The sequence below is a fragment of the Streptomyces lycii genome (assembly GCF_009735685.1).
In the GTDB taxonomy this organism is placed as follows: domain Bacteria; phylum Actinomycetota; class Actinomycetes; order Streptomycetales; family Streptomycetaceae; genus Streptomyces; species Streptomyces lycii.
The window spans coordinates 1-23,035 of the sequence record NZ_WHPN01000155.1; the positions used below are offsets into that span (position 1 = coordinate 1).

At 73.8% G+C, this 23,035-nt stretch carries 17 protein-coding genes and 1 riboswitch; of the genes, 7 read left to right on the plus strand and 10 right to left on the minus strand.

The features are described from left to right. Positions 1–5 precede the first annotated feature (5 nt). Complete coding sequence (locus tag GCU69_RS06375; RefSeq protein WP_235978277.1) at positions 6–1,679, plus strand: DUF5691 domain-containing protein; 1,674 nt, start codon at positions 6–8, stop codon at positions 1,677–1,679. A 220-nt stretch (positions 1,680–1,899) separates the two neighbouring features. Here GCU69_RS06375 and GCU69_RS06380 read toward each other — a convergent pair whose 3' ends face one another. The 3 genes from GCU69_RS06380 to GCU69_RS06390 all read right to left on the minus strand — a co-directional run bounded on the left by GCU69_RS06380 (position 1,900) and on the right by GCU69_RS06390 (position 5,729). Beyond that, entirely contained in the window at positions 1,900–2,412 is a 513-nt protein-coding gene (locus tag GCU69_RS06380; protein ID WP_098755473.1) for a hypothetical protein, read from the minus strand. A gap of 820 nt (positions 2,413–3,232) precedes the next feature. Further along, positions 3,233–5,095, minus strand: a complete 1,863-nt coding sequence (locus GCU69_RS06385; protein WP_156205361.1) for a helix-turn-helix domain-containing protein — start codon at positions 5,093–5,095, stop codon at positions 3,233–3,235. 223 nt (positions 5,096–5,318) lie between these two features. Next, positions 5,319–5,729, minus strand: a complete 411-nt coding sequence (locus GCU69_RS06390; protein ID WP_098753598.1) for a cobalamin B12-binding domain-containing protein — start codon at positions 5,727–5,729, stop codon at positions 5,319–5,321. A gap of 431 nt (positions 5,730–6,160) precedes the next feature. On the opposite strand from GCU69_RS06390, the gene GCU69_RS06395 reads away from it, so the two are divergent. Together GCU69_RS06395 and GCU69_RS06400 are read left to right on the plus strand one after the other, a co-directional pair. Beyond that, the gene (locus GCU69_RS06395; protein WP_156205362.1) at positions 6,161–7,108 is read left to right on the plus strand and encodes an esterase/lipase family protein; all 948 of its coding nucleotides are present in this window, start codon (positions 6,161–6,163) and stop codon (positions 7,106–7,108) included. A 192-nt stretch (positions 7,109–7,300) separates the two neighbouring features. Beyond that, on the plus strand, positions 7,301–9,214 hold the full coding sequence (locus tag GCU69_RS06400) for a peptidoglycan DD-metalloendopeptidase family protein (RefSeq protein ID WP_408055769.1): 1,914 nt from the start codon (positions 7,301–7,303) through the stop codon (positions 9,212–9,214). A gap of 284 nt (positions 9,215–9,498) precedes the next feature. Here GCU69_RS06400 and pcrA read toward each other — a convergent pair whose 3' ends face one another. Next, the gene (pcrA, locus tag GCU69_RS06405; RefSeq protein WP_156205363.1) at positions 9,499–11,994 is read right to left on the minus strand and encodes a DNA helicase PcrA; all 2,496 of its coding nucleotides are present in this window, start codon (positions 11,992–11,994) and stop codon (positions 9,499–9,501) included. A gap of 357 nt (positions 11,995–12,351) precedes the next feature. Beyond that, positions 12,352–12,551: riboswitch (cyclic di-AMP (ydaO/yuaA leader) on the plus strand. Positions 12,552–12,558: 7 nt separating this feature from the next. Between pcrA and GCU69_RS06410 the strand changes: the two genes are divergently transcribed. Then, positions 12,559–13,716, plus strand: a complete 1,158-nt coding sequence (locus GCU69_RS06410; RefSeq protein WP_098753594.1) for a C40 family peptidase — start codon at positions 12,559–12,561, stop codon at positions 13,714–13,716. Positions 13,717–14,067: 351 nt separating this feature from the next. Here the strand turns inward: GCU69_RS06410 and GCU69_RS06415 are convergent, their stop codons facing one another. Next, positions 14,068–14,733, minus strand: coding sequence for an ADP-ribosyltransferase (locus GCU69_RS06415; protein ID WP_098753593.1), 666 nt, complete (start codon positions 14,731–14,733; stop codon positions 14,068–14,070). A 262-nt stretch (positions 14,734–14,995) separates the two neighbouring features. Between GCU69_RS06415 and GCU69_RS06420 the strand changes: the two genes are divergently transcribed. Then, complete coding sequence (locus GCU69_RS06420; protein WP_156205364.1) at positions 14,996–16,753, plus strand: hypothetical protein; 1,758 nt, start codon at positions 14,996–14,998, stop codon at positions 16,751–16,753. Between the two features lie 147 nt (positions 16,754–16,900). On the opposite strand, the gene GCU69_RS06425 is transcribed toward GCU69_RS06420, so the two are convergent. From GCU69_RS06425 to GCU69_RS06435, 4 genes are all read right to left on the minus strand, one after another. Next, the gene (locus GCU69_RS06425; protein WP_156205365.1) at positions 16,901–17,296 is read right to left on the minus strand and encodes a hypothetical protein; all 396 of its coding nucleotides are present in this window, start codon (positions 17,294–17,296) and stop codon (positions 16,901–16,903) included. A 56-nt stretch (positions 17,297–17,352) separates the two neighbouring features. Then, on the minus strand, positions 17,353–17,499 hold the full coding sequence (locus tag GCU69_RS32565; RefSeq protein WP_170315788.1) for a hypothetical protein: 147 nt from the start codon (positions 17,497–17,499) through the stop codon (positions 17,353–17,355). Between the two features lie 175 nt (positions 17,500–17,674). Next, positions 17,675–18,382, minus strand: a complete 708-nt coding sequence (locus tag GCU69_RS06430; RefSeq protein WP_098753590.1) for a LuxR C-terminal-related transcriptional regulator — start codon at positions 18,380–18,382, stop codon at positions 17,675–17,677. 396 nt (positions 18,383–18,778) lie between these two features. Then, positions 18,779–20,086: an ATP-binding protein gene (locus GCU69_RS06435; RefSeq protein ID WP_176604539.1), complete on the minus strand. Its 1,308-nt coding sequence runs from the start codon at positions 20,084–20,086 to the stop codon at positions 18,779–18,781. A 221-nt stretch (positions 20,087–20,307) separates the two neighbouring features. Between GCU69_RS06435 and GCU69_RS06440 the strand changes: the two genes are divergently transcribed. Together GCU69_RS06440 and GCU69_RS06445 are read left to right on the plus strand one after the other, a co-directional pair. Further along, positions 20,308–21,816 carry a PspC domain-containing protein gene (locus tag GCU69_RS06440; RefSeq protein WP_156205366.1) on the plus strand — a complete coding sequence of 503 codons (1,509 nt, stop codon included), beginning with the start codon at positions 20,308–20,310 and terminating at the stop codon, positions 21,814–21,816. Continuing rightward, complete coding sequence (locus GCU69_RS06445) at positions 21,803–22,084, plus strand: hypothetical protein (RefSeq protein ID WP_098753587.1); 282 nt, start codon at positions 21,803–21,805, stop codon at positions 22,082–22,084. Before GCU69_RS06440 ends, GCU69_RS06445 begins: the two co-directional genes overlap by 14 nt. Before the next feature lie 290 nt (positions 22,085–22,374). Here the strand turns inward: GCU69_RS06445 and GCU69_RS06450 are convergent, their stop codons facing one another. Then, positions 22,375–22,914, minus strand: a complete 540-nt coding sequence (locus GCU69_RS06450) for a DoxX family protein (RefSeq protein WP_098753595.1) — start codon at positions 22,912–22,914, stop codon at positions 22,375–22,377. Positions 22,915–23,035 lie beyond the last annotated feature (121 nt).

Genomic DNA, 23,035 nt, shown 5'->3' on the forward strand with positions numbered 1-23,035 from the left:
CGGGCGTGGCAGGAGCCCGTCGCGGCGCCACGCCCGACCTCACAGAACTGCTGCCGCAGTGGCTGGCGGCCGCGAACCGGCACGGTTACCGGCCGCCCGCCGAACTGCTGCCGGCGCTGCTGGACGCCGCGCGCGCCCGGACCGACCTGCGGCCCGCCGCGCTGGCTCTGGCGGGGCCCCGGGCGCTGTGGCTGGCCCGGCTCAACCCGGACTGGAAGTTCGCGCTGCGCGGCGCCCTCGTCTCGGCCCTGGCGCCGGGCGTCGCCGACACGTCCGCCGCCCCCGTTCCCCAGGTCCCCGGCCCCCGCGTCCCCGGCTCGGCCGTGGCCGGTCCCAGCGTTGCCGGTCCCACCGTTGCCAACACGTCCGATGACACGGATGCGGACGCCGAGGGTGTCACCGAGGCCGAAGCCCCCGATGACACCGATGCCGACATCCCCGGTGACACCGATCCCGACATCCCCGGTGACACCGATGCGGACGCCTCCGGTGACACGGATGCCGACGTTCCGGGGGACGCCGGTGCCGGGAGCCCCGTTGACGCGAGTGGAGCCGCGACCGCCGCTTCCGGGCCCGACGGCAGTGGCTCCCGGCCCGGTGGGACAGGCGCCGACGCGGTGCGGAAGCTGTGGGAGGAGGGCCTGTTCGCCGAGCGGGTCGCGCTGCTGGAGTCCGTACGCCGCCGGGACCCGTCGGCGGCGGTGGCCCTGCTCGGCTCGACGTGGCCGACCGAGCGGGCGGAGGACCGGCTGATGTTTCTCGACTCGCTGCGCACGGGTCTGTCCGGTGCCGACGAGCCCTTCCTGGAGCAGGCGCTGTCCGACCGCAGCCGCAACGTCCGCGCCACGGCCGCCGAGTTGCTGTCCGCGCTGCCCGGTTCGGCCCTGGCCGGCCGGATGGCGGCCCGGGCCGCCTCGTACGTGGCCCTGGACCCGACGGCCGCCGTCCCGCAAATCACGGTCGAGGCGCCGCACGAGTGCGACGCGGCGATGCAGCGGGACGGTGTCGTGCCGAAGCCCCCCACCGGCCGCGGCGAGCGGGCCTGGTGGCTGGCCCAGCTGGTGGAGGCGACCCCGCTCGGTCTGTGGCCGGAACGCTTCGGCGGGCGGTCGCCGGCCGGGATCGTCGCGCTGCCGGTCACCGACGACTGGCGCGGCGAGCTGCACGCGGCCTGGTGCCGGGCAGCGGTGCGGCAGCGGAATCCCGAGTGGTCGCGGGCCCTGCTCGGTTCTCCCGCCGCCGCGGGCGCCGCGGCTCCCGGCACGGCGTCGCTCGGGGAGCGGGCGAAGCTGCTCCTGACCCTGCCGGCGGCCGAACGGGCCGGATGGGTCGCGGAGTTCATCGCGGTGCACGGTCTGTCGGAGGCGTTCCAGATCCTCGGGGTGTGCTCCGTACCGTGGGACGAACCGCTCGGGCGGGCGGTGGTGGACGCGCTCGACATAGCCCGGGACGCCGGAAGCTACCCGTGGAGCTTCAGCGGGGTGATGGGCCTGGCCGAGCGCTGCCTCGACCCGGCGGAGGCCGACCGGCTGGAGCTGCTGACGGCGACCCCGGACGAACCGGAGGGAGCCTCGCCGGGCGCCGGCAGCTACTGGTCCGAGGCGTTCCAGCGGCTCGTCCGCACCCTCCGCCTCCGCGCCACGATGCACGCGGAGCTTTCCCCGGACGGCTCCCCCTGACGACGGCTCCCCCCAACACACCCCCGACGGCTCCCCCTGACGACGGCTCCCCCAACCACGCCCCCGGCCGCTGCCCCTGACGACGGCTCCCGCAACCACGCCCCGACCGCTCCCCCGATGACGGCCCCTCGACCGCTGCCCCGACGGCAGCAGCCCCACGGCTCCCCGCCGACGGCGGCTCCCCCGGCCGTTCCCCCGGTCCCCCGTACCGCCCGTACCGCTACACCCGGGGTGAGGCGGTCACGCCGTAGTGGCGGTTCCCCTTGCCGTCCTGGTTCCAGTTCAGCTTCCAGGCGCCGTCGCCCAGCGCCCAGCGGGAGATCGCGTGGCGGATGGTGGGAGTGGTGTAGGAGCCGTCACCGGACTCCATGCGACCCTCGATCCCGAACGTCCGGTAGTACCGGACCGGGTCGGGCCCGTTGCCGTCGTGCTTCTTCAGATACACGCGGAACGCGGCGGCGTCGAAGATCAGGGAGGGCGACTGGGCGGTGCCGGGGTCGTTCCAGGACAGCTTGGCGTAGCTGTAGATGTAGCCACCGGACCGGTAGCTGCACATGTTGGCCTTGAGTCCCCAGTTGTCCGGCCACGGGCCGGTGTAGCCGGGGTTGTCCACGCTCTTGCTGCTGTCGGTGCAGGACGCCGCCGCGGCGGCGGGAGCCATGACGAACGCTCCGCCGGCGAGGGTCCCGAAGGCGAGAGCGGCGACGGTGGCACGGCGCAGGGTGGTGCGCACGCTGGATCTCCTGTTCTCCGTACGGCCCGGGGGCCGACGGCAGTGGGTGGTGGTGCCCCGGAGCCGGTTCGGGGATGGTGTCCCGGTGACCGGCCGCGGCTCTGTCGATGTCCGGCCGCCGCACGGGAGTTGCTCCCCCGCGACGGCCCCGGCGGACGGCGCGTTCCCCGCGCGCGCCGTCCGCGGGCGCCGTCCGGGGGCGCCGTCCGGGGGCGCCGTCCGGGGGCGCCGTCCGGGGGCGGATGCTTGGCGGCCCCATCGTCGTGCGGACGGCAGCAGCCCGCCGCCGGCCACTCCCTGAGCGGCTCGCCCGGAAGCGTTGCCCCGGGGTGAGCGGCTCGCCCGAAAGCTGTGGCTCCGGAAGCGATGCCCCGGAAGCGGTCGCTCCGTAAAGCCGCCGCCCCTGGGACCGCCGTCCCCCCTGTGAACCGCCGCCCCGGTGGACCCCCGTCCCCCGTGGCCCCCCGTCCCCCGTGGGCCACAGCCGTGGATCACCGTCCCCGTCGACCACAATCCCCGTGGACCGCAGCCCTCGTGGACCGCAGCCCCCGTGGACCGCAGCCCCGTGAGCGGTGTGCCCGCCGGTGGTGGTGCCGGGCTCGTGAACCCGCTGTGCAGCCACAGCGCGGTCCCTTCACCCTTTTCACCCTTTCGGCGCCGGACAGCCAGGACGCTATGCGCGTTGCGCGGAACAGGCGTTGTGCATGCGCGGTGCCGGGGTTGTGCATCCGATGTGCCGCGGCGCGGGAGTTGTGCGTCCGAGGCGGCGGGCCGTGCGCGGCTGTGCGGCCGATGCGGCGCGCGGGTACGTCGCGGGGCGTCAGCGCGTGGCGCCCGCGACCGGATCGGGGACGATGTCCACCGGGAGGCCGCCGGTGAGGACCAGCGCCCACAGCACGTCGTGGGGACCGCTGCCGTGCGGCGAGAGGGACCGTTCCAGCAGCGTTCCGGCCCTCTCCAGACGGTGCGGCACGCTGTTGCGGTGGATCCCCAGTTCGGCGGCGGTCCTCTGCACCGCGCCGTTGCAGGTGATCCACGTCCTCAGCAGTGCCCGCGCCCGGAGGTCGAGCGGCGCGAGGAACCGTTCCGCCTCGGCCCGGGCCTCCTCGTGCTCACGGAGCAGGGAGTGCAGGCGGGGCGGGATCCCGGAGGAGTTCTCGGGGTCGCCGGGACGCTCCTCCAGTTGGAACGCCAGGTCGAGCACCGCCCGGTGCGGCAGGGAGCGGCGGCTGAGTCCGGCGTACCGCATCACGGTGGTCAGCCGCTTTCCGGCGGTGGTGCGGTCCACCCCGAGCAGGCTGCCGGCGGCTGCGGCGCCGTAGGCCAGGGCGAGGCGCGCGGTGTGCACCAGTTGGTCCCGGTGTGCGGCGGGCAGCGCGTCGAGGGGTCGCAGCAGCGTGCGGGCCCACCGGTGGGCCGAGGGCGGCAGGAGCGAGGCCAGCGGGGTGCCGCCGGCGTGCACGGTGATGCGCCCGGGCGTCTGCCGGGCGGTGATCAGAGCCCGCGCGGCGGATTCGTACGCGCGGGCGGTGCGGGTCCATGGTTCGGGGGTGCTCACCCCGGCGGCCCGGCCGGCGCGCATGACCGGGGCCAGCAGGTCGGTGGCGTCCGGACCGTCGTCGGCCGGCTGCGGGATCGCGATGATGACGTGCCGCTCCTGAGCCGGGCACAGGGCCACCAACCCGCGCCCGACCGCGGCTTCGCACTCCCGCGCGACCCCGGCGCGGTCCTCGGCCGGAGCGCACTCGATCACGGCGACCTGTCCGGCGTCCGTGGTCAGCACCCCCGGCACGAGGGGTTCGGCGGCCCGTACGGCCGCGGCGACCCCGCCGACCATGAGGTATTGCAGGATCGACAGCTGGACCGCCATCCCGGACTGCTCCAGTCGGCGTTCCGCCGTGCGGCGCACCACCGGGTGCCGGAGCAGGCTGATCTGTCCGGCGGCGTGGGCGATCAGGTCGCGCAGCGGGCGCGGCCAGGGAGTCGGCCGGATCGCGGCGAGCACCTGGTGCGGCGCGGTGGTGCCCACGGCGTGCAGGACGACATGCCGGCCGGCGGTGGAGAACGCGGCGGTGTGCACCTGCCCCCGGCGGACCTGGGTGAGTACGCGGCCGAGTTCGGTGTCCTCCCGCCACCCGGGGTCGGCCGGCTCGATCAGCCGTACGTCGGCGGCGCATTCGGCCTCGAGCTGCCGCAGGAGCGGCGCCGCTCCCTTGCCCTGCCGGTCCAGCCGGGCGGAGAGCCGCAGCAGCCGGTCGCGCTGCTCCACGCCGTCCCGCAGGGCCGCGATCTGCCGGCGCAGGACGCGGGCCTGCAAATCTCCGGCGTCGGACGGGCCGACGGGTGCCAGCAGGGGAAGGCCGGTCGCGTGCGCCGCCGCCGCGGCGGTGGCCGTCTCCGGCGGGGGTGAGCCGTCCGGCGGGGCGAGAGCGACCGCGACCACGCCGCGGCCGGCCAGCGCCCGCAGAGCCGCACCCGGGTCGGGGAGCCCGCCGGCGGCCGGGAACGGCACGATGGCCAGCACATCGCGGGCCCGCTGGACGTCCGCGGGCAGGCGCCAGCGCTCGTCGCACACCGCCACCTGCTCGATCGTCCGCGCGGTGTCCGGACGGGTGGCGGGCACCGGGTCCAGATAGCGCAGGACCGGCCGCTGTCCGGCGGCCAGGTCGTACATGGTCAGCATCGCGCCACTCCCCCCCCCCGGCACACGGCTGGTTCCGGTCGGCTCCGATTCTCGCCGACCACCGGGAACGGCCGCGTGCGCGGGACCGTACGCGGAGCGATCCCCCGGGAAGCCGGCCCGGGACGCTGTACGAAACGCCCGCCCGGGAGGCTGCCCGGAACGCCCGCCCGGGACGCTCTACGAAACGCCCGCCCGGGACTCCTGCCCTGGACGCCCGCCCGGGTCAGGCAGCGAGTTCGCGGACGTTGGCGCGCACCCAGCCGACGACGTCCCCCGTGGGGGTGCCCGGGGTGAAGATCTCCGCGACACCCAGTTCCTTCAGCGGCGGGATGTCGGCCTCCGGGATGATGCCGCCGCCGAAGACCTTGATGTCCGCCGCGTCGCGCTCCCGGAGCAGCTCCAGCACCTTCGCGAAGAGCGTGTTGTGGGCACCGGAGAGGATGGAGAGACCGATCGCGTCGGCATCCTCCTGGATCGCCGTGTCGACGATCTGCTCCGGGGTCTGGTGCAGACCGGTGTAGATGACCTCCATACCGGCGTCGCGCAGCGCCCGCGCGATGACCTTGGCACCACGATCGTGGCCGTCGAGCCCCGGCTTGGCGACCACCACGCGGATCGGACCCGACACACCCATCACTGCCTCCTGTACGAACGCCGTCGCCGGCCTGCTGTCTCCCGCACAGCGGTTGTGCCCGCCGCGCCCAGGGAGTGAACGAACGTTATCGCCAGCATCGCGCAACCGGCAGTTTCACGGTCACCAGGGAGGGGGAAATCACACCTGGGACACATTCGTCACGCGCGCCGTACTCCTGCCGGCCGCTCACCGGCGACTTCCGCGCCGCGGTCCGCCCGAGGATCCGGCCGGGACGGGCGGCCGGGCAGCGACCCGCCGCAAGGGCGGCCGCGAGACAGCCGCCGACCGGGACCGCCGCGCCGCCGAGCCGCAGCAGGGCGGGCGCCGCCGCCGTGCCGCCCGCGGACCGCGGGGCCGCCCCGGGCGACTGTCACCGAGAGCACACGGGGGCCCGGAAGCCGCCTCGGCGTGCGCCCGTCCGGGAGGCCGACATGAGAATCCTGCCCTCGCCGTCCTCCTTGCCATCCTGGCTGCCGCGCCCGCTGAAGCCCTCGCTCCCGGCCCTCCCCCCGTTGCCGTCCGGCACCGTGCTGCGCGCCACTGCCCTGGAGTTGCTGATCCTCGCCGGGCACACGCTGCTGTATCCGACAGGCGTCCTCCCCGAACGCCGCGGCACATCCGGCTCCGCCGACGGCTCGGCCCCGGAACACTCCCCGGAACGCTCCCCGGCACACCCGACGCGGCCGCGCCCGGAGTCCCCCGGCCTGCCGCGGCTGCCGGTGCCGGACCCGGCCGCGGCCCCCGACCGGCCGCCGGTGCTCATGGTGCACGGCTTCGCCGACAACCGCTCGGTGTTCGTCCTGCTCCGCCGTTCGCTCCGGCGGCACGGGTGGCAGCGGCTGGAGACCCTCAACCACTCCCCTCTCACCCGCGACATCCGCTCCGCCGCCGCGACGCTGGGCCGCCGTGTGGAGGACATCTGCGAGCGGACCGGCCGGGACCGCGTCGATGTGGTGGGGCACAGTCTCGGCGGCCTGATCGCGCGCTACTACGTCCAGCGGCTCGGCGGCGATGCCCGCGTCCGCACGCTCGTCACCCTCGGCACCCCGCACTCGGGGACCCGTGCCGTCCCGCCGATGACGGCACATCCCGTCGTCCGCCAGATGCGCCCGGGCTCCGATGTGATCGAAGAACTGACACGCCCGGCCCCGCATTGCCGAACACGGTTCATCAGTTTCTGGAGCGATTTGGATCATGTGATGGTGCCGGTGGAAACCGCCCGCATCGATCACCCCGATCTCGTGGCACACAATGTCCGGGTGAGCGGAATCGGGCATCTCGCCCTTCCGGTGCACTCCGCCGTAGCCGCGCGCATCCGGCACGCACTGGACACTCCGGCGGCGCCCGGAGACGCCGCGGGAGCCGCGTCGGTTGCGTGAGTCGCGCGATCGCAACCGTATTTTATTCGAACCCAATTCGAACGTCAGGCGAATCTCTGCGACGCACTTCACCGAAACGCAGCCAAATGCCCGTTCTGGAGCGGCCGGAAACCTGCGGAAGATTGTCGGCGTCGCATACCGCCGGGTACAGTCGCCGCTAATTCTCCTGCTGTCGAGGCGAAAGAGAAGTTGGTGGTGAACGACCGTCACCCGTCCGGGACCTCCCTCCCGACGGCCCCCGCTCCTGATGCCTCGTACGGCTGTCACAGCCCGTACGGCCAGCAGGACCCGTCGTACGGCGGTGCCGTTCACGACGGCTACGCCACCGGCACGTTCGACCATCTCGCTGCCGCGTACGGCGACGGCGACCCCCTCTTCGGGGCCATGCCCGGCAGCCACGACACCGGCGCCGGGTGGGACGCCGGAGCGGGGCAGCCGGCCGGCTACGACCTCTATGGCGCGCACCCCGCGGACCAGCAGGGTTACGGACAGCACGGGTACGACGGCGGCTACGACACCACCGGCACCTGGAACACCTCGGGCCACCAGCAGCCGACGGCGGACATCCCCGCCCAGCCGGGCCCCGTGGACCCGTCCGGCGACGCGACGGGCCAGTGGGGCACCGGCGCCTGGCCCGCCCCCGGCCCGTGGGACACCGGCCAGTGGGACGGCGCGCAGTTCGCCCAGGCCCCCTACGGCCAGGACCCATTGGCACAGGACCCGCTCGGCCAGGACCAGTACGGCACGCAGCAGTACGGCGAAACCCACTACGGCGAGGGCGCGTTCGGCACCACCCCGTACGGCGGCGGCCAGGACCAGTACGGCGAGCAGTACGACCCGGGCCACTACGGCGGGGCCGCCCACTACGCCACCGGCGGGGCCCCTGACGGCGCCGGGCCGGAGCACGAGGCGGGCTACGACGGCGGCCACGACGGAAACTACGACTCCGGGCCGTACGAGACCACCACGCACTACGGCACCACCGCCGGTTTCGAGACCTCCGGCCAGTGGGACGCCAACGCCTGGCAGTCCGCGGACGCCGGCTGGGACTCCGCCGACGGAGCCACCGCCCTCGACGAGCCGTCCCCCGGCCAGGTGCACACCGGCGCCCCCGAGGCAGAACCCGAACGCACGGCCGCCTTCGACCTGCACGAAGCGGCCGACGCCCCCGCCGCTGACGGCGAGGCCGCACCCCACCCCCACGAGTCCGGCACCCCGGACGCGTCCGGCGACCACGGCGCGTACGACACCTACGGACCGGCCTCCGCCGGGACCGACACCCACGAGCCGGACACGGCGGCCGACGAGGACACCGCCGCCGCGTATCTCGGCAGCCGCTCCGCCGACGCCCCCTCCCGCCGCGCCGGCGCCGGCGGCCGCAGCCGCCGCCGCGCCCCCGCCAAGCGCTCCGCGCTCCTCACCGTCGCCGTACCGTCCGTCGCCGTGATGGGTGTCGCGGGCATCGCCGCGGCCTCCGTCGGAGTCGGCGACGACGACTCCTCGCAGGTCCAGGCGGCCGCCGAGGAACCGGAGATCGAAGCGTCCACGGCGAACAGCAAGCTGGACACCCAGCTCGCCACCGTCACCGCCGACGCCGACGACTTCGCCGACCGCGCCAGCCGCACCCAGGAGCGCATCGACCTCAAGAAGCGCCAGGCGGAGGAGAAGAGGCGCAAGGCCGAGGAGGCCGCGCGCAAGGAGGCGCTCCGCCCGAAGTTCGCGCTCCCCGTCTCCCAGCACGGCCTCAGCGCCTACTACGGCCAGGCGGGCGTCAACTGGATGTCCGTGCACAGCGGCATCGACTTCCCCGTCAGCTACGGCACGCCCGTCATGGCGGCCACCGACGGCACCGTGCGCACGGAGTACAACATCGCCTACGGCAACATGGCGATCGTCACCGCGCCCGACGGGACCGAGACCTGGTACTGCCATCTCAGCAGCACCAAGATCCGGTCCGGCTCGGTGAAGGCGGGCGACACCATCGCGTACTCCGGCAACTCGGGCAACTCCACCGGCCCGCACCTCCACTTCGAGGTCCACCCCGGCGGCGGCTCCGCGATCAATCCGCTGACCTGGTTCCAGAACCACGGCCTCGACCCGCAGTAACCGCGCCCGGCACCCCGCGCACGACCGGGCATCCGTGTCCCGTCCCGGCCCGGAGGCACGCCCGTCTCCCGGAGGCACGCCCGTCTCCCCGTGGACACACGCGTCTCCCGGAGGCGCGCTCGTTTCCCGCAGGCACCCCCGCACCCGGGACGCCCCCGTATCGCGGACGCCCCGTCCCGGGACTGCCCCGTGTCCCGGACGCCCCGTACCCGGGGCAGCGCAGCCGGACTGCCCCGCCGGACCGCCTCCGGACGCCCCGGAGTCCCCCGGGCGCGGCGGAGCCGCTACAGCTTCTCGACCGGCGCGTACCGCAGCAGCAGCACCTTCGGCTTCTCGTCGCCGAAGTCGATCGTCGCCTTCGCGTTGTGCCCACTGCCCGCGACCGACATCACCGTGCCCAGCCCGAACTGGTCGTGCGTGACCCGGTCGCCGACCGCCAGGTCCACCACCGGTTTCTCCTCCGCCCGGCGCGTCGCGAAGCCGCTCGGCCCCGCCTTGGAGCGCGCCGACGACACCGACGACGCCACCGGGCTGCCGGAGGCCATCGCGCCCATCGACGCGGAGGGCGTCGAGGACCCGGTCCGCCGCCAGTCCAGACAGGCGTCCGGGATCTCCTCCAGGAAGCGGGACGGCGGGTTGTACGACGGCTGGCCCCAGGCGCTGCGCATCGTGGCCCGGGTGAGATAGAGCCGCTCGCGGGCGCGCGTGATGCCGACGTAGGCGAGCCGCCGCTCCTCCTCCAGCTCCTTCGTCTGGCCGAGGGCCCGCATGTGCGGGAAGACCCCGTCCTCCAGGCCGGTGAGGAAGACGACGGGGAACTCCAGGCCCTTGGCGGTGTGCAGCGTCATCAGCGTGACGACGCCGGAGCCGTCCTGCTCCTCGTCCGGAATCTGGTCGGAGTCGGCGACGAGCGCGACCCGCTCCAGGAAGTCCGCCAGCGTCCCCTGCTCCTCCTCGGGCTGCTCCTGCTCGAATTCCAGCGCGACGGCCGCGAGTTCCTGGAGGTTCTCGATGCGCGTCTCGTCCTGCGGGTCCGTGGACGCCTGGAGCTCCGCGAGATAGCCGGTGCGCTCCAGTACGGCTTCCAGCACCGTGGCGGGCCCGGCACCCGACTCGGCGATCGTGCGCAGCTCCTCCATCAGCGTGTTGAACCGCTTGACGGCGTTGGCCGAACGGGCCGCCATGCCGTACGCCTCGTCGACGCGGCGCAGCGCCTGCGGGAAGGTGATCTTCTCGCGGGCCGACAGGGCGTCGATCATCGCCTCGGCGCGGTCGCCGATGCCGCGCTTGGGGACGTTGAGGATGCGGCGCAGCGGGACGCTGTCCTCCGGGTTGGCCAGCACCCGCAGATAGGCGAGGACGTCCCGGACCTCCTTGCGCTCGTAGAAACGGACGCCGCCGACGACCTTGTAGGGCAGCCCGACCCGGATGAGGATCTCCTCGAAGACACGGGACTGGGCGTTGGTGCGGTAGAAGATCGCGACGTCTCCGGCCCGGGCGTCGCCCGCGTCCGTGAGCCGGTCGATCTCGTCGGCGACGAACTGGGCCTCGTCGTGCTCGGTGTCGGCGACATAGCCGGTGATCGCGGCGCCCGCGCCGGCCTCGGTCCAGAGGTTCTTGGGGCGGCGGTTCTCGTTGCGCTCGATGACGGCGTTGGCGGCGGTGAGGATGGTCTGCGTGGAGCGGTAGTTCTGCTCCAGCAGGATCGTCCTCGCGTCCGGGTAGTCCTCCTCGAACTGGAGGATGTTGCGGATCGTCGCGCCGCGGAAGGCGTAGATCGACTGGTCCGCGTCACCGACGACGCACAGCTCGGCCTGCTCCACGGCGGGGGCCCCGTCCGCCGGCGGCTCGCCCGTCCCGACCAGCTCCCGGACCAGGGTGTACTGGGCGTGGTTGGTGTCCTGGTACTCGTCGACGAGGACGTGCCGGAAGCGCCGCCGGTAGTGCTCGGCGACGTCCGGGAACGCCTGGAGGAGGTGGACCGTGGTCATGATGATGTCGTCGAAGTCCAGCGCGTTGGCCTCGCGCAGCCGCGACTGGTACATCGTGTACGCCTCGGCGACGCTCTTCTCGAAGCCGTCGGCGGCCTGCGCGGCGAAGGTCTCCTCGTCCACGAGCTCGTTCTTGAGGTTCGACACCTTGGCCGTGAAGGACTTCGGCGGGAAGCGCTTCGGGTCGAGATCGAGATCGCGGCAGCACAGCGCCATCAGCCGCTTCGAGTCCGCCGCGTCGTAGATCGAGAAGCTGGAGGTGAAGCCGAGCTTCTTGCTCTCCCGGCGCAGGATGCGCACGCAGGCGCTGTGGAAGGTGGACACCCACATGGCGTTCGCCCGGGGGCCGACCAGCTCCTCCACCCGCTCCTTCATCTCGCCCGCGGCCTTGTTGGTGAAGGTGATCGCGAGGATGGAGCCGGGGTGCGCGCCGCGCGCGCCGAGCAGATGCGCGATGCGGTGCGTGAGCACCCGGGTCTTGCCGGAACCGGCGCCCGCGACGATGAGCAGCGGCGAGCCGGTGTGCACGACGGCGGCGCGCTGCTGCTCGTTCAGCCCGTGCAGCAGCGCCGCGGGGTCGATGACGGGCCGGGGCGCTCCGTCGCGGTAGTACCCGCCCTGGTGCGCGGGGCCGTCGAAGCGGCCGCCGAAGAGATCGGCCGGGATCTCCTCGCGCGGCCCGTCCTCCTCCGGAGGGGGCGGCGGGTGCTCCTCACCGGGGAGGACACCGGCGGGCTCGCCGGTGGTGCCGAGGCCGGCCAGGAAGCTGTCGTCAAAGAGGCTGCTCATCGCCCACCGAGTCTAGGCGGCCCCGCCGACACTCCACACCGCTTCGCCCGCCCCGGCCCTCCCCGGCCCCCGTCCGGGCCCGCGGAACCCGGGCCCCGCCCGGCGCCGCACCCGCTCCACGGCGCCGTACGAAGCCCGCACGACGCCCGCACGACGCCCGTACGAAGCCCGTACGAAGCGGAACGGTGACGCTTCGCATCCGAACAGACCTGCGGACGAACCGATTCCGCCAACTTCGAAAAAGGTCACGGAATGGTTTCGGGCATATCGAACAACGGCCTTCACAGGAGCACCACACGTTGGCTACCGTGCTCGCTCAAGGCAGCCCGCATCCCCTGCCGTCGACCGCGTCGGCACGGGCGGCCTCCGCCGAATCCGGCCGTCCCGTGAGGCACGGGCAGCGCCGGAGCCGGGGACCCACACGTTACGACCGGGGTGAATCGGCCCGGGTGGAGCACGGCGCCACAACGGCGCACCGCGCCCCGCACGGACCGTAGGGCAGCCTTCCGATCGCCCGAACCCGACAGCTAACCCGGTAGGCGGTCCACGGAAGGAGCGCCAGTCTTGGCGTCGCACCGCAAACCGCGCAGCGGGGTCCTCCAGTCCCCGGCCACCCGCCGTACGGCCGTGGGCCTCGGCTCCGCGGCTCTCGCATCCGTCACCCTGCTCTCGTCCCAGAGCGCCCAGGCCGCCCCGAACGACCCCGGCGACCAGAAGCAGTCGATCGAGGACGTGCAGAGAAAGGTCGACGAGCTGTACCGGCAGGCCGGCAGCGCCACCCAGAAGTACAACCAGGCCAAGGAGCGCTCCGACCGGCAGCGCACGAAGGTCGACGGGCTGCTCGACCAGGTCGCGAGGCGCACCGACAAGCTCAACGAGGCCCGGCGGGCGCTCGGCACCTTCGCCACCGCCCAGTACCGCAACGGCGGCATGAGCCCGACCGCGACGATGCTCCTCGCCTCGGACCCGCAGAGCTACTACGACCAGACGCGTGTCATGGACCGGATGACGGCCGCGCAGGAGCGCGCCGTCGAGGACTACCGCGAGAAGCAGCGGGAGGCGGCCGGGAAGCGCGCCGAGGCGAGCGCGAGCCTGGAGACGCTGACCGAGACGCAAGCGCAGCTGCGGACCAGCAAGCAGTCCGTGCAGGGCAAGCTCGCCGAGGCACGCGAGCTGCTGTCGAAGCTCACCGCCGAGGAGCGGGCCCGGCTCGCCGCGATCGAGCGGAAGAAGGAGGAGGAGGCCGAGCGCAAGGCGGAGGAGCTGGCCCGCCAGGAGGCCGAGCGGCAGCGCCGGGAGGAGGCCCGGCGGGAGCGGGAGCGCGAGCAGGACGGCGGCTCGGGCACGGGCTCCGGCGCCACGGCCCCGGACTCCACCAAGGCCCAGCAGGCGATCGACTTCGCCCGGTCACAGATCGGCAAGCCGTACGTCTGGGGCGCCAGCGGCCCCAACTCCTACGACTGCTCCGGCCTCACCCAGGCCGCCTGGAAGGCCGCCGGGGTTTCGCTCCCGCGCACGACCTACGACCAGGTGGAGACGGGCACGACCGTCGGCAAGGCCGCCATGAGGCCGGGCGACCTGATCTTCTTCTACGACGACATCAGCCACGTCGGCCTGTACATCGGCGACGGCCAGATGATCCACGCTCCGAAGCCGGGCGCCAACGTCCGGGTCGAGTCGGTGGACACCATGCCGTTCCACAGCGCCGTACGACTGGCCTGATACACGAGCTGCGGACGGTGCCCTGCCGAGGGGGCGGGGCACCGTCCGCGTTGTCCACGGAATGCGGGAGGACCCGGGAACGGCCCCGGGGCGGCTCCGGAACGGGTCCGGGGCGCCTCCGGGAAGGCTCTCGGAGGGCTCTGGGCCGGGGCCCGGTGGCCCGCATGCCGGGCCCGTCCCTGTCCCTGTCCCTGTCCCTGTCCGGAGCCTTGCCCCGGCCCCGGTCCCGGTTCTTGTCACCCGCCGGGCCCGAGGCCGAGGTTCGGGCCGGACGGCTTCGGACCCGACGGCTTCGGACCCGACGGCTTCGAACACGACCGCTTCGGACCGGGCGGCTTCGGACCGGGTCGGCTACAGCTCCGGCCGGTAGTGCGGATTGTCAAGGCACTCGTTCATGATCTCGGTCTTGGTCCGCGCGTCCACGGGACAGACTCCGACGACGAACTCCCGGGCGATGCCGCCGGGGAAGGCGACCTCCTGCTGCTCGGCCCAGCGGTGGTCGTCACCGATGGTCTCGTTGACGTCGATGCCGCCGGGGGCGTCGATGTAGTAGTTCCAGCCGCTCTTCCACCACGTCTTGTACAGGTCGTGGTCGTAGCTGGTGGAGACGAACGGCGAGGGCTGGTTCACGTCCACGTACCGCGCGAGGTCGTACTGCCCGTCGACCGGGGCCTTCGGGTGGAAGCCCTGCTCGAAGATCACCGCCGGCGGGCGTCCGTCGGCCCGGTAGAGCGTCTTGCAGGAGGTGCGGTAGACCGGGTCCGGAGTGATCCGGTCGATGTCCACGCGCCGGTCGGCGGCGGCGTACAGCGGTTCGTGGACGGGGCAGTCGGCAGCCGCGGGCGCGGCGGTCGCGGCCCGTGCCGCCGCCACGGCCGGAGCGGCGGCCCGGGCCGGGGCGGCGGTGCGGGTTTCGGCACCGGCTTCGGCCGAGGTGGCCGGGGCGGCGGCGGTGAGCACGGCCGCGCAGGAGAACACGAGGGCGGCGACGCGGCGCCGCAGTCGGGTGGTCGTCATGGCGGTCACCCTGTCCGCACCCGGGCGGCCTTGGACGGACCGTCACTCGTCCGGCGGCGTGTCCACCCGCCGCCATGACGGGCACGTGGAGCGGAGGCCGGGCCTCCGGGGCTGAAAGGGCAGAGATTTCCACCCATACGTCCGGGCGGTCTGCCCGGATGCGGCTGGGGTTCCGGGCTCCGGGTTGTGTAGATGTTGGGGTGAGGCCGTGCGTTCTTCACCCAGCGCGGCGTTCAGACTCCTTGGAGGCCGGACGACGCGCATGCCCGCATCCCGTGAACACCGGCACACCCCTGACGTCCCCGCAGGCCCGGCCCGCGTACGCCGGGAGCAGCCGGGCGCCCCGGCGCTCCCTCCGGGCGGAACGGCCACCGGCCTGTCCCCCGAGCAGCTCCTCGTCCTGCAGCGCACCGCGGGGAACGGCGCCGTGAGCCGGTCGCTGGAACGGCAGCAGGGGCACACCCACGGGCATGATCACCACGGGCACGGGCACGCCGGCGGGTCACCCGCCGGCCGGGACCACGAGCAGCCCGCCTCCCCCGCCCTCACCGCGGGCCTGCCCGTGCAGCGGCTGTTCAAGAGGGGCGGCCGGAGCCAGACGTCCGGCGCCCCGCCCGCCGCACCCGAGCCCGAACCGCCGCCATCGGTGGCCGTGCATCCCCACGACGACCCCAAGCGGCATCCCGACTCGAACGTCAGGGACCCGCTGGCGGGAGGTGTCGAGGCGTACCTCGACAAAGTCAAGAAGGCGAAGAAGGAGGAGGAGTCCAAGAGGATCCGGGACGAGCACGCCCGGGTGTTCGAGGGCTTTCTCAGGAACACCCGGAAGGAACCGCTGGAGGAGGGCATCGCCCTGCGCCGCAGCTACCTGGGCAAACACACCTCCCTTCTGTCCTCGTCGGCCAGAGTCTCCGTCAACCAGCAGATCCGGGGCGAGGTCGAAGCTCTGGAGACGGAGCTGCGCAGGCGCAAGGCGGCCGACAGATCGCAGAAGATGGTCGCCGGAGAGACGGAGGAGCGGCTTCTGCAGGCCCTGCGCTCCGGCGGGGACGCCGCGCAGGAGCTGCCGCCGGAGGAGAAACGCGTCTACGACGCCCTGAGCGGGCGCGCCGTGGACTGGAGCGGACTTCAGGACGCCCCGGCCAAGGCCTTGATCCTGGTGGAACGGCGCGGCCTGGAGGTCCACGAGCGCGAGGAGAAGGCGGCCGGGGAGCGGCTGGAGAAACTGCGCTGGTTCGCGCCGTACAAGGAGGCCGGTCTCGAACTCCGGGACCTGCTCACCCGCACCCATGATCATCTGATGCGCAACAGCCTGCTGACGTCCAACCTCGCGCTGGGCAACCCCGCCGACCCGTCGTCCACGATCCACAAGCTGACCCGCGGGCCCGACGAGACGTTCAAGAACTTCTGGGAGACCGACTCGTCCAGCGGGCAGCCCAACCGGGCGATGCGCGGCTCCCGGGAGGAGCACCTCGGCTACAAGGAGGCCCTCAACCGCACCGCGGGTGATTTCCAGAATCCGACGCCGGACGCCGCGCGCGACAAGTTCTCCCCGCCCGATCCCTCGCTGCTGCCGAAGTACGCCTCGCTGATCTCGGCCAAACGTCCGCGCGGCCTGACGGACTACGGCGAGGCGACCGTCCACTGGAAGCCCGCGTTGCGGGACCGGTGCACTCTGACGCCGATCGACAGCTGGCAGAACGGTGTCGGCGGCGCGCGCGGCGTCACCGGTTCACGCAACCTGTACCCGCTGCTGGCCCATGGGCCGGAGGTGCTCGTACGGCTGGCCGTCGCCGAGGCCACGGACTTCCGGTACGACCGCGAGATGGAGGGCGACGTCAACAGCGGCAAGGTGCACGAGCTGCGGGAGTACTTCGAGGCGCATCTGCACGGCCTGGTGAAGTGGACGGATGTCGAGCGGATCAAGCTGGTGGGCTCACCATGGGCCACCGCGCAGCAGGCCCGTCTCGAACAGTTCGCCCAGCAGCACGGCCTGTCCTTCCGGGTGGAGACCGCCTGATCCGGGCGGACCCGCACCCGGGCCCGCCGCACGGGCCCGGGTCCACGGCACCGCACGGCACCACCGCACAGCACCACCGCCCGGGCCCGGAGCACCACCGATCGGGTACGGGCACCACCGCGCGGGCGCGGGCCGGAGCGGCGCCGCTCAGGTCCAGAGCACCGCGATGAAGATGTTGGCGACGGTCAGCAGCCCGACGGCCCCGAAGGCGCCCTTGGCCACCTGCTCCTCGTCCCGTTCGACATGGACGAGTCCGAGGATCGCGACCAGGATCACCAGCTTCAGGCCGATCTTGACGTTGTTGACGGCCTGGTCGTCCATCTGGTTGAAGCCGACCAGCAGCACACCGGTGACCGGCATGGTCAGCGCCCCGTGCAGCATCGCGGGAGTGAAGCGCGCCGTCCCGGCACTCATCGCCTTCAGCTGGGTGAGGAACCCGCCGAGCAGCGAAGCGATACCGGTGATGCGCAGGCCGACGAAGACACTGATGAGTACGTCCGTGCCCCGGAGCCCAGTCCCGCGTCCGGCACCCTCCCCGACCAGGTCCGCCTACCCGTCCGCGCAGGTCACAGGCAGCTCCGGCCTGCTCACCACCGGGCTCAGCGGCGCCCGCGCAGCCGGCCGAGGAACTGCTTGGCCTGCGCCCGCTTCCGCGGGTCGGAGGCCGCGCGCCGCGCCTCGCTGATCGCCCGCCGGCCCTGCGGGCTGCGGCTGAAGGCCTTGATTCGCGCGATCAAACCGGGCATGACTTCTCCTGTCCAACACAACGGTCACGTGACGATTCGTGCGGAGGTACACCTACCCCGCGGCCCCACCCCGACACGCGCGGCAACGGGGGGACGGACGGGCCCGGACCGGCGGCGTCGCACAGCCAGAACCGGACCGGCGGCGCCGCGGCGGCCCGGGCCGGGCGGGCCGCGCTCACACCAGCCGGCGGGCCGTGGCCCAGCGGGTGAGCTCGTGGCGGTTGCTCAGCTGGAGCTTGCGGAGGACCGCCGAGACATGGGACTCGACGGTCTTCACCGAGATGAAGAGCTGCTTCGCGATCTCCTTGTACGCGTAGCCGCGCGCGATCAGCCGCAGCACCTCGCGCTCCCGCTGGGTGAGGCGGTCCAGGTCCTCGTCGACCGGCGGCGCGTCCGTCGAAGCGAAGGCGTCCAGGACGAAGCCCGCCAGCCGCGGCGAGAACACCGCGTCCCCGTCCTTGACCCGGAAGACCGCGTCGATCAGGTCGGCGCCGGTGATGGTCTTGGTGACGTACCCCCGGGCGCCGCCGCGGATGACGCCGATGACGTCCTCGGCGGCGTCCGAGACGGACAGCGCCAGGAAGCGCACGGGCTGCTCCGCGTCGGCCATCATCGCCGCGCTGCGGCGCAGCACCTCCACGCCACCGCCGCCCGGCAGATGCACGTCCAGCAGGACGACCTCCGGGCGGGTCGCGGTGATGACGGTGACCGCCTGGTCGACGTCGGCCGCCTCACCGACCACCTCGACCCCGGTGGCGGACGTCCGGCCGATCTCCGCCTGCACGCCGGTGCGGAACATCCGGTGGTCGTCGACGAGCACGACCCGTGCGTGACGCCCCGCGGCCGTCTCCTCGCCCTGCATGCCTTCGGTGCCCTCGGTCATCGCCCGTCCTTCGCTCGCCTGCTCATCGTCCATGCCCCTCATAGGTACGGTACGGGCCCCCGCCCCCGGCGGGGGCCGTTGCCGGGTACCGCGGCGCTTCCGCCGGGTGTCTCCCTCCCACCCGTTGACCGGGCCGGCAGCGGCGACGGGCCGCAGCCGGCGAACCGGCCGGAGGGGGCGGGCCCGTAGGGAGGGGGTCTTCCACGCTTACGTGTAGTTGTGGCCGCAAGCGCCGGTCGACCCGCTCCGCTGCCGTTCGGGCGGCCGTAATCACGCGGTGGAAGACCCCTTCCCGGAGGGCTCGCCCCCGGCACCCGACGCCGGCCCCCGACGCGCCACGGGCCGACCCGGATCACGGTCGGCCCCGGACCCCGGTTGCCGCGTGCGGACCACAGGTCACTCCCCCCGCTCCATCTCCAGCTCCACCACCGTGCCGCCGTCCGGCGCGTTGCGCAGCGTCGCCGTGCCGCCGTTGCGCTGCATCCTGCCGATGACGGACTCCCGTACGCCCATCCGGTCCGCCGGGACGGAGTCCAGGTCGAACCCCGGGCCGCGGTCCCGTACCGAGACGAAGACCGTGCGGCCCTCGACCTCGGCGAAGACCTGCACGGGGCCGTCCCCGCCGTACTTCGCGGCGTTGACCATCGCCTCGCGCGCCGCCTGCATCTGCGCGCCGAGCTTCTCGTCCAGCGGGCAGTCGCCGACGCACACCACCTCCACCGGCACCCCGTGGTAGTCCTCGACCTCCGCCGCCGTGGCCTTCACGGCCTCCGCGAGGGTGTCCGGCTCCTGGTCCTCGTCCTTGCCCCGGCCCTCCGGCCGGTACAGCCAGGCGCGCAGCTCCCGCTCCTGCGCCCGTGCGAGCCGGGCGACCTCGCGCGGCTCCTCGGCGTTGCGCTGGATCAGGGTGAGCGTGTGGAGCACGGAGTCGTGCACGTGCGCCGCGACCTCGGCACGCTCCTGGGCGCGGATGCGCATCAGCCGCTCCTCGGAGAGGTCCTGCGTCAGCCGCACCAGATACGGGCCCGCGAGCAGCGCGATGCCCACCACCACGGCCAGCGAGGCCTGGAGCACCACGCCCAGGTGCCGCACCGAGCCCTGCACCACGGCGATGCCGCTCACCCCCGCCACCACCAGCAGGACCCCCGCCGCGCCCCGGGCGATCGGCAGCAGCCGCTTCCGGCGGGTGACGGCGGCCCAGTGGGCGCGGCGCGCGTTGTCGGCCTGCCGCCAGACCAGGGCGACACCGGCACCGATGAGCAGGGTCGGCCAGAGATAGGCGTTGGCCGGGCCGCCGAGCTGAAGCTTCTGGATGAAGACGGCCATGGCGACGACCATCGCCAGCAGCGCGACGAACTGTCCCCGGTCCGGCTTGCGGGCGCGGACCCGGCGGCGGCCGTCGGCGCCGGTCTCGGCGGTCGGCTCGAACGGGCCGCGCGGGGTGTCCACGCCTCCGACACCCAGCGGTACGACGAACCAGAACGCCCCGTAGAGCAGCGCCCCGAGCCCCTCCGTCATGAACAGCACCACGAAGACGACCCGCACCCATGACACCGGCACCCCGAGATGCCCGGCGAGCCCCCGGGCCACACCGCCCAGCATCCGGCCCTCGGCGCTGCGGTAGAGCCTGCGGGCCGCGGGTTCCTCGGGGGCGTCCGGGGAGGGGGCGTACGCGGCCCCGGCACGGCTTGCGGCGGCGGTCATGCCCCGATCGTCACACGCACGGGCGGCCCGGGGCATCAGGGATGCACCCTGATCCGTCCCGGGGAACGGGGAGGGCGGGGAACACGGCCCCGGGCACGGTGACCGGTGTGCCGGCGGCCGGGGCCGGGGCGCACGCGGCGGCGCCGGCTCCGGGAGATGTCAGGGTCGGGCCAGGGTCGTCACGGGTGCCCCTCGGGGTCCCGGCCCGTCACCATGGAGCCATGACCGATCAGCCGTCCGCCGCCGAGGGCACGGATCCCGTCCAGGGCGCCCCGGGTGGCCGTGCCCGTGCCGACGCGCCACCGGCACCGGGCCCCCCGGAGAACACCGGAGCCACCCGAGCCACAGGAGTTGCCGGATCCACCGGGGTTGCCGGGGCTGCCGGGGCTGCCGGGGCTGCCGGAGCCACCCAAGCCACCGGAGCTGGCGGCGGGGCCCCGGTCTCCGCGCCGGGGGTGGGTCCGCTGGGCGCGCCGCCGTTGCGGCGCAGCCGCCGGGCACATGTGATCTCCGGTGTGTGCGGCGGTCTCGGACGCCGGTTCGACCTCGATCCGGTGATCTTCCGGACCGTGCTGGCGGTCCTCGGTGTCGCGGGCGGCGTGGGACTCATCGCGTACGGCTTCGCCTGGCTGCTGATCCCGCTCGACGGCGAGGACGAGAACGAGCTGCGGCGGCTGCTGTCCGGCCGGGTCGAGGGGCCGGGGCTGACGGCCGTGCTGTTCGCCCTGGTCGGTTCCGGGCTGATGCTGTCGATGCTCAACAACGGCAATGTGTTCTTCTTCGCGACGCTGCTCTCCGCCGCCCTGGCCGGGGCCTCCCACTGGTCGCTCAAGCGGCGCGCGGAGCAGGAGGGCGCCGAGATCGACCCGGTGACGGCGCAGGCCGTCGCGGTCGCGCCGCCCGAGACGACGGCGCCGCCGACGCCCGGCGGGCCGTCCTGGTGGCGGGACCCGATCGTCAAGGACGGCACGGCCGGCCCGGTGGCGCCGGGGCCGGCGGGCCCGTACGGGCCGCTGGACACCGGTTATCTGTGGGGTCCGGAGGACGGTCCCGACGACGCCGCCGCAGCGGGGTTCCGCCGCCGTCCGCCCCGGCAGCGGCGGGTCTGGGTCGGCGGCTGGACGTTCCTGGCGGCCGTGCTGGCGGCGGTGGCCGGGGTGGGCGCGTCCTGGCAGGCGATGCCGCTCGGTTCGAGCCTGCAGACCGGGTTCGCCTGCGCGCTGGCCGTGTTCGGCCTCGGGCTGGTGGTGGCCGCCTGGTACGGGCGGGCCGGCGGCGGCACGGTCGTGGCGGCTGTGCTGACCTGCGCGCTGCTCGTGGGCGCCGGAGCGGTGCCGAGGAGCGTCACCACGCAGTGGGCGCAGCGGGAGTGGCGCCCCGCCGCGGCCGCCGATCTGCGGGACCACTACGAACTCGGCACCGGCACCGCCCAGCTCGACCTGTCCGGCCTGAAGCCGGAGCGCGGGCAGAGCCTGGGCACCCGGGCGAGTGTGGGGGCGGGCGCGCTGGAGGTCGTCGTGCCGGACGACGTACGGGTGCGGATGGAGATCGAGGTGGGGCTGGGCGACGTACGGCTGCCGGGCGAGCCACAGGACGACATCGACGTGTCGCCCGGCCGGAAGCGGACGGTGGTCCTTCCGCCGCGGGACGGCGCCGAGCCGTCCGGCACACTCGAACTCGAACTGGAGGCCGGAGTCGGCCAGGTGGAGGTGCGCCGTGCGGTGCGGTAGGGAGCCGGGCGCGGACGGCGCCGGCGGAAGCCGTCATCCCTTCGAACCGGCGAAGCTGCTCGCCGGGCTGGTGCTGCTCGCCGCGGGTGTGCTGGCCGGACTGGACGCGCTCGGGGTGCTGCGGGCGCCCGCCGTCCTGCTGCTGGCCGCCGTCGTCTGCGGGGTCTGCTGCTCGGCCGCCGTGGGGGCGCTGACCTACGGTGTGCGCCGCCGCCGCGCCCGCCGCCGTGAACGGGAACTGTCCGCGGCCGGGGACCGCGCGCCCTGAACGGAGCGCCGGGGTCCGGGGCGGCGCGCCCGTCGCCCGGGCAGCCGCTGAGGCGCCCGGCGCCCGGGCTGTGCGCCCGGCGCCCGGGGCTGTACGGAGGGGCCCGGGGGCTGTACGGAGGGGCCCGGGGGCTGTACGGACGTGCCCAGGTCGGCACGGTCGCTGCCCGCAGAGCCGCCACCCCGGGGCCCGCCCGTGCAGCCGCTGCCCCGTGCAGCCGTTGCCCCGTACAGCCGTTGCCCGTGCAGCCGTTGCTCGTGCAGCCGTCGCTCGTGCAGCCGTCGCGGCCGCTATCCGTACAACTGCTGCCCGTAGCGCGACCGGCGTGCGCGCATGGCCGCGTCCACCGACAGCATCGCGGCGCCGGCGAGCACCAGTGGCGTCCAGGCCATCATGTAGGCGAGGTCGTTGCCGTAGTAGTACGGGTCGGTCTGCCAGCTGACGGTCAGCCACAGGCTCAGCGAGATCAGCATGCCGCCGAGCGCCGCGAGCCGGGTGAACAGTCCGAGGAGCGTGCCGACGCCGACGACCAGCTCGCCGATCGCGATGGCGTAGCCGAAGGCCGAGGGGTTCTCCAGCGCCATGTCGATCATGCCGGGGATCGCGGCGGAGTCCCGGACGGAGTTCATCAGCTCGCCGATGGAACCGGCGCCGGAGTCCGCGAGGAAGGCGGAGTCCGTGAGCTTGTCCACGCCCGCGTAGACGAAGGTGCCGCCGAGGAAGAGCCGCAGCGGGAGCAGCGCCCAGCGGGACAGGCCCGCGCGCCAGTCCCCCGGGTCGGCGGGCCCGTTGACCGTCGCCGAGCGGGCCGAGTGTGCCCCGTGCGCCATGCTGTCCACCTCTCGTCCGCCGCCGGACAGGAATGTCCCCGGTACGGGCCGTCGGCGTCATCTACGTAAGGAGTCCGGTGCGCGTTCAATCATCTTCGAGCAGACGCACGACCGCCACCCC

What these genes read in the sequence shown, in the direction of transcription:
- GCU69_RS06385 (WP_156205361.1), bottom strand. Translation starts at nt 5,095, where the DNA reads ATGCTGACCATGTACGACCTGGCCGCCGGACAGCGGCCGGTCCTGCGC.
- GCU69_RS06390 (WP_098753598.1), bottom strand. Translation starts at nt 5,729, where the DNA reads ATGGGTGTGTCGGGTCCGATCCGCGTGGTGGTCGCCAAGCCGGGGCTC.
- GCU69_RS06395 (WP_156205362.1), top strand. Translation starts at nt 6,161, where the DNA reads ATGAGAATCCTGCCCTCGCCGTCCTCCTTGCCATCCTGGCTGCCGCGC.
- pcrA (WP_156205363.1), bottom strand. Translation starts at nt 11,994, where the DNA reads ATGAGCAGCCTCTTTGACGACAGCTTCCTGGCCGGCCTCGGCACCACC.
- GCU69_RS06415 (WP_098753593.1), bottom strand. Translation starts at nt 14,733, where the DNA reads ATGACGACCACCCGACTGCGGCGCCGCGTCGCCGCCCTCGTGTTCTCC.
- GCU69_RS06420 (WP_156205364.1), top strand. Translation starts at nt 14,996, where the DNA reads ATGCCCGCATCCCGTGAACACCGGCACACCCCTGACGTCCCCGCAGGC.
- GCU69_RS32565 (WP_170315788.1), bottom strand. Translation starts at nt 17,499, where the DNA reads ATGCCCGGTTTGATCGCGCGAATCAAGGCCTTCAGCCGCAGCCCGCAG.
- GCU69_RS06430 (WP_098753590.1), bottom strand. Translation starts at nt 18,382, where the DNA reads ATGACCGAGGGCACCGAAGGCATGCAGGGCGAGGAGACGGCCGCGGGG.
- GCU69_RS06435 (WP_176604539.1), bottom strand. Translation starts at nt 20,086, where the DNA reads ATGACCGCCGCCGCAAGCCGTGCCGGGGCCGCGTACGCCCCCTCCCCG.
- GCU69_RS06440 (WP_156205366.1), top strand. Translation starts at nt 20,308, where the DNA reads ATGACCGATCAGCCGTCCGCCGCCGAGGGCACGGATCCCGTCCAGGGC.
- GCU69_RS06450 (WP_098753595.1), bottom strand. Translation starts at nt 22,914, where the DNA reads ATGGCGCACGGGGCACACTCGGCCCGCTCGGCGACGGTCAACGGGCCC.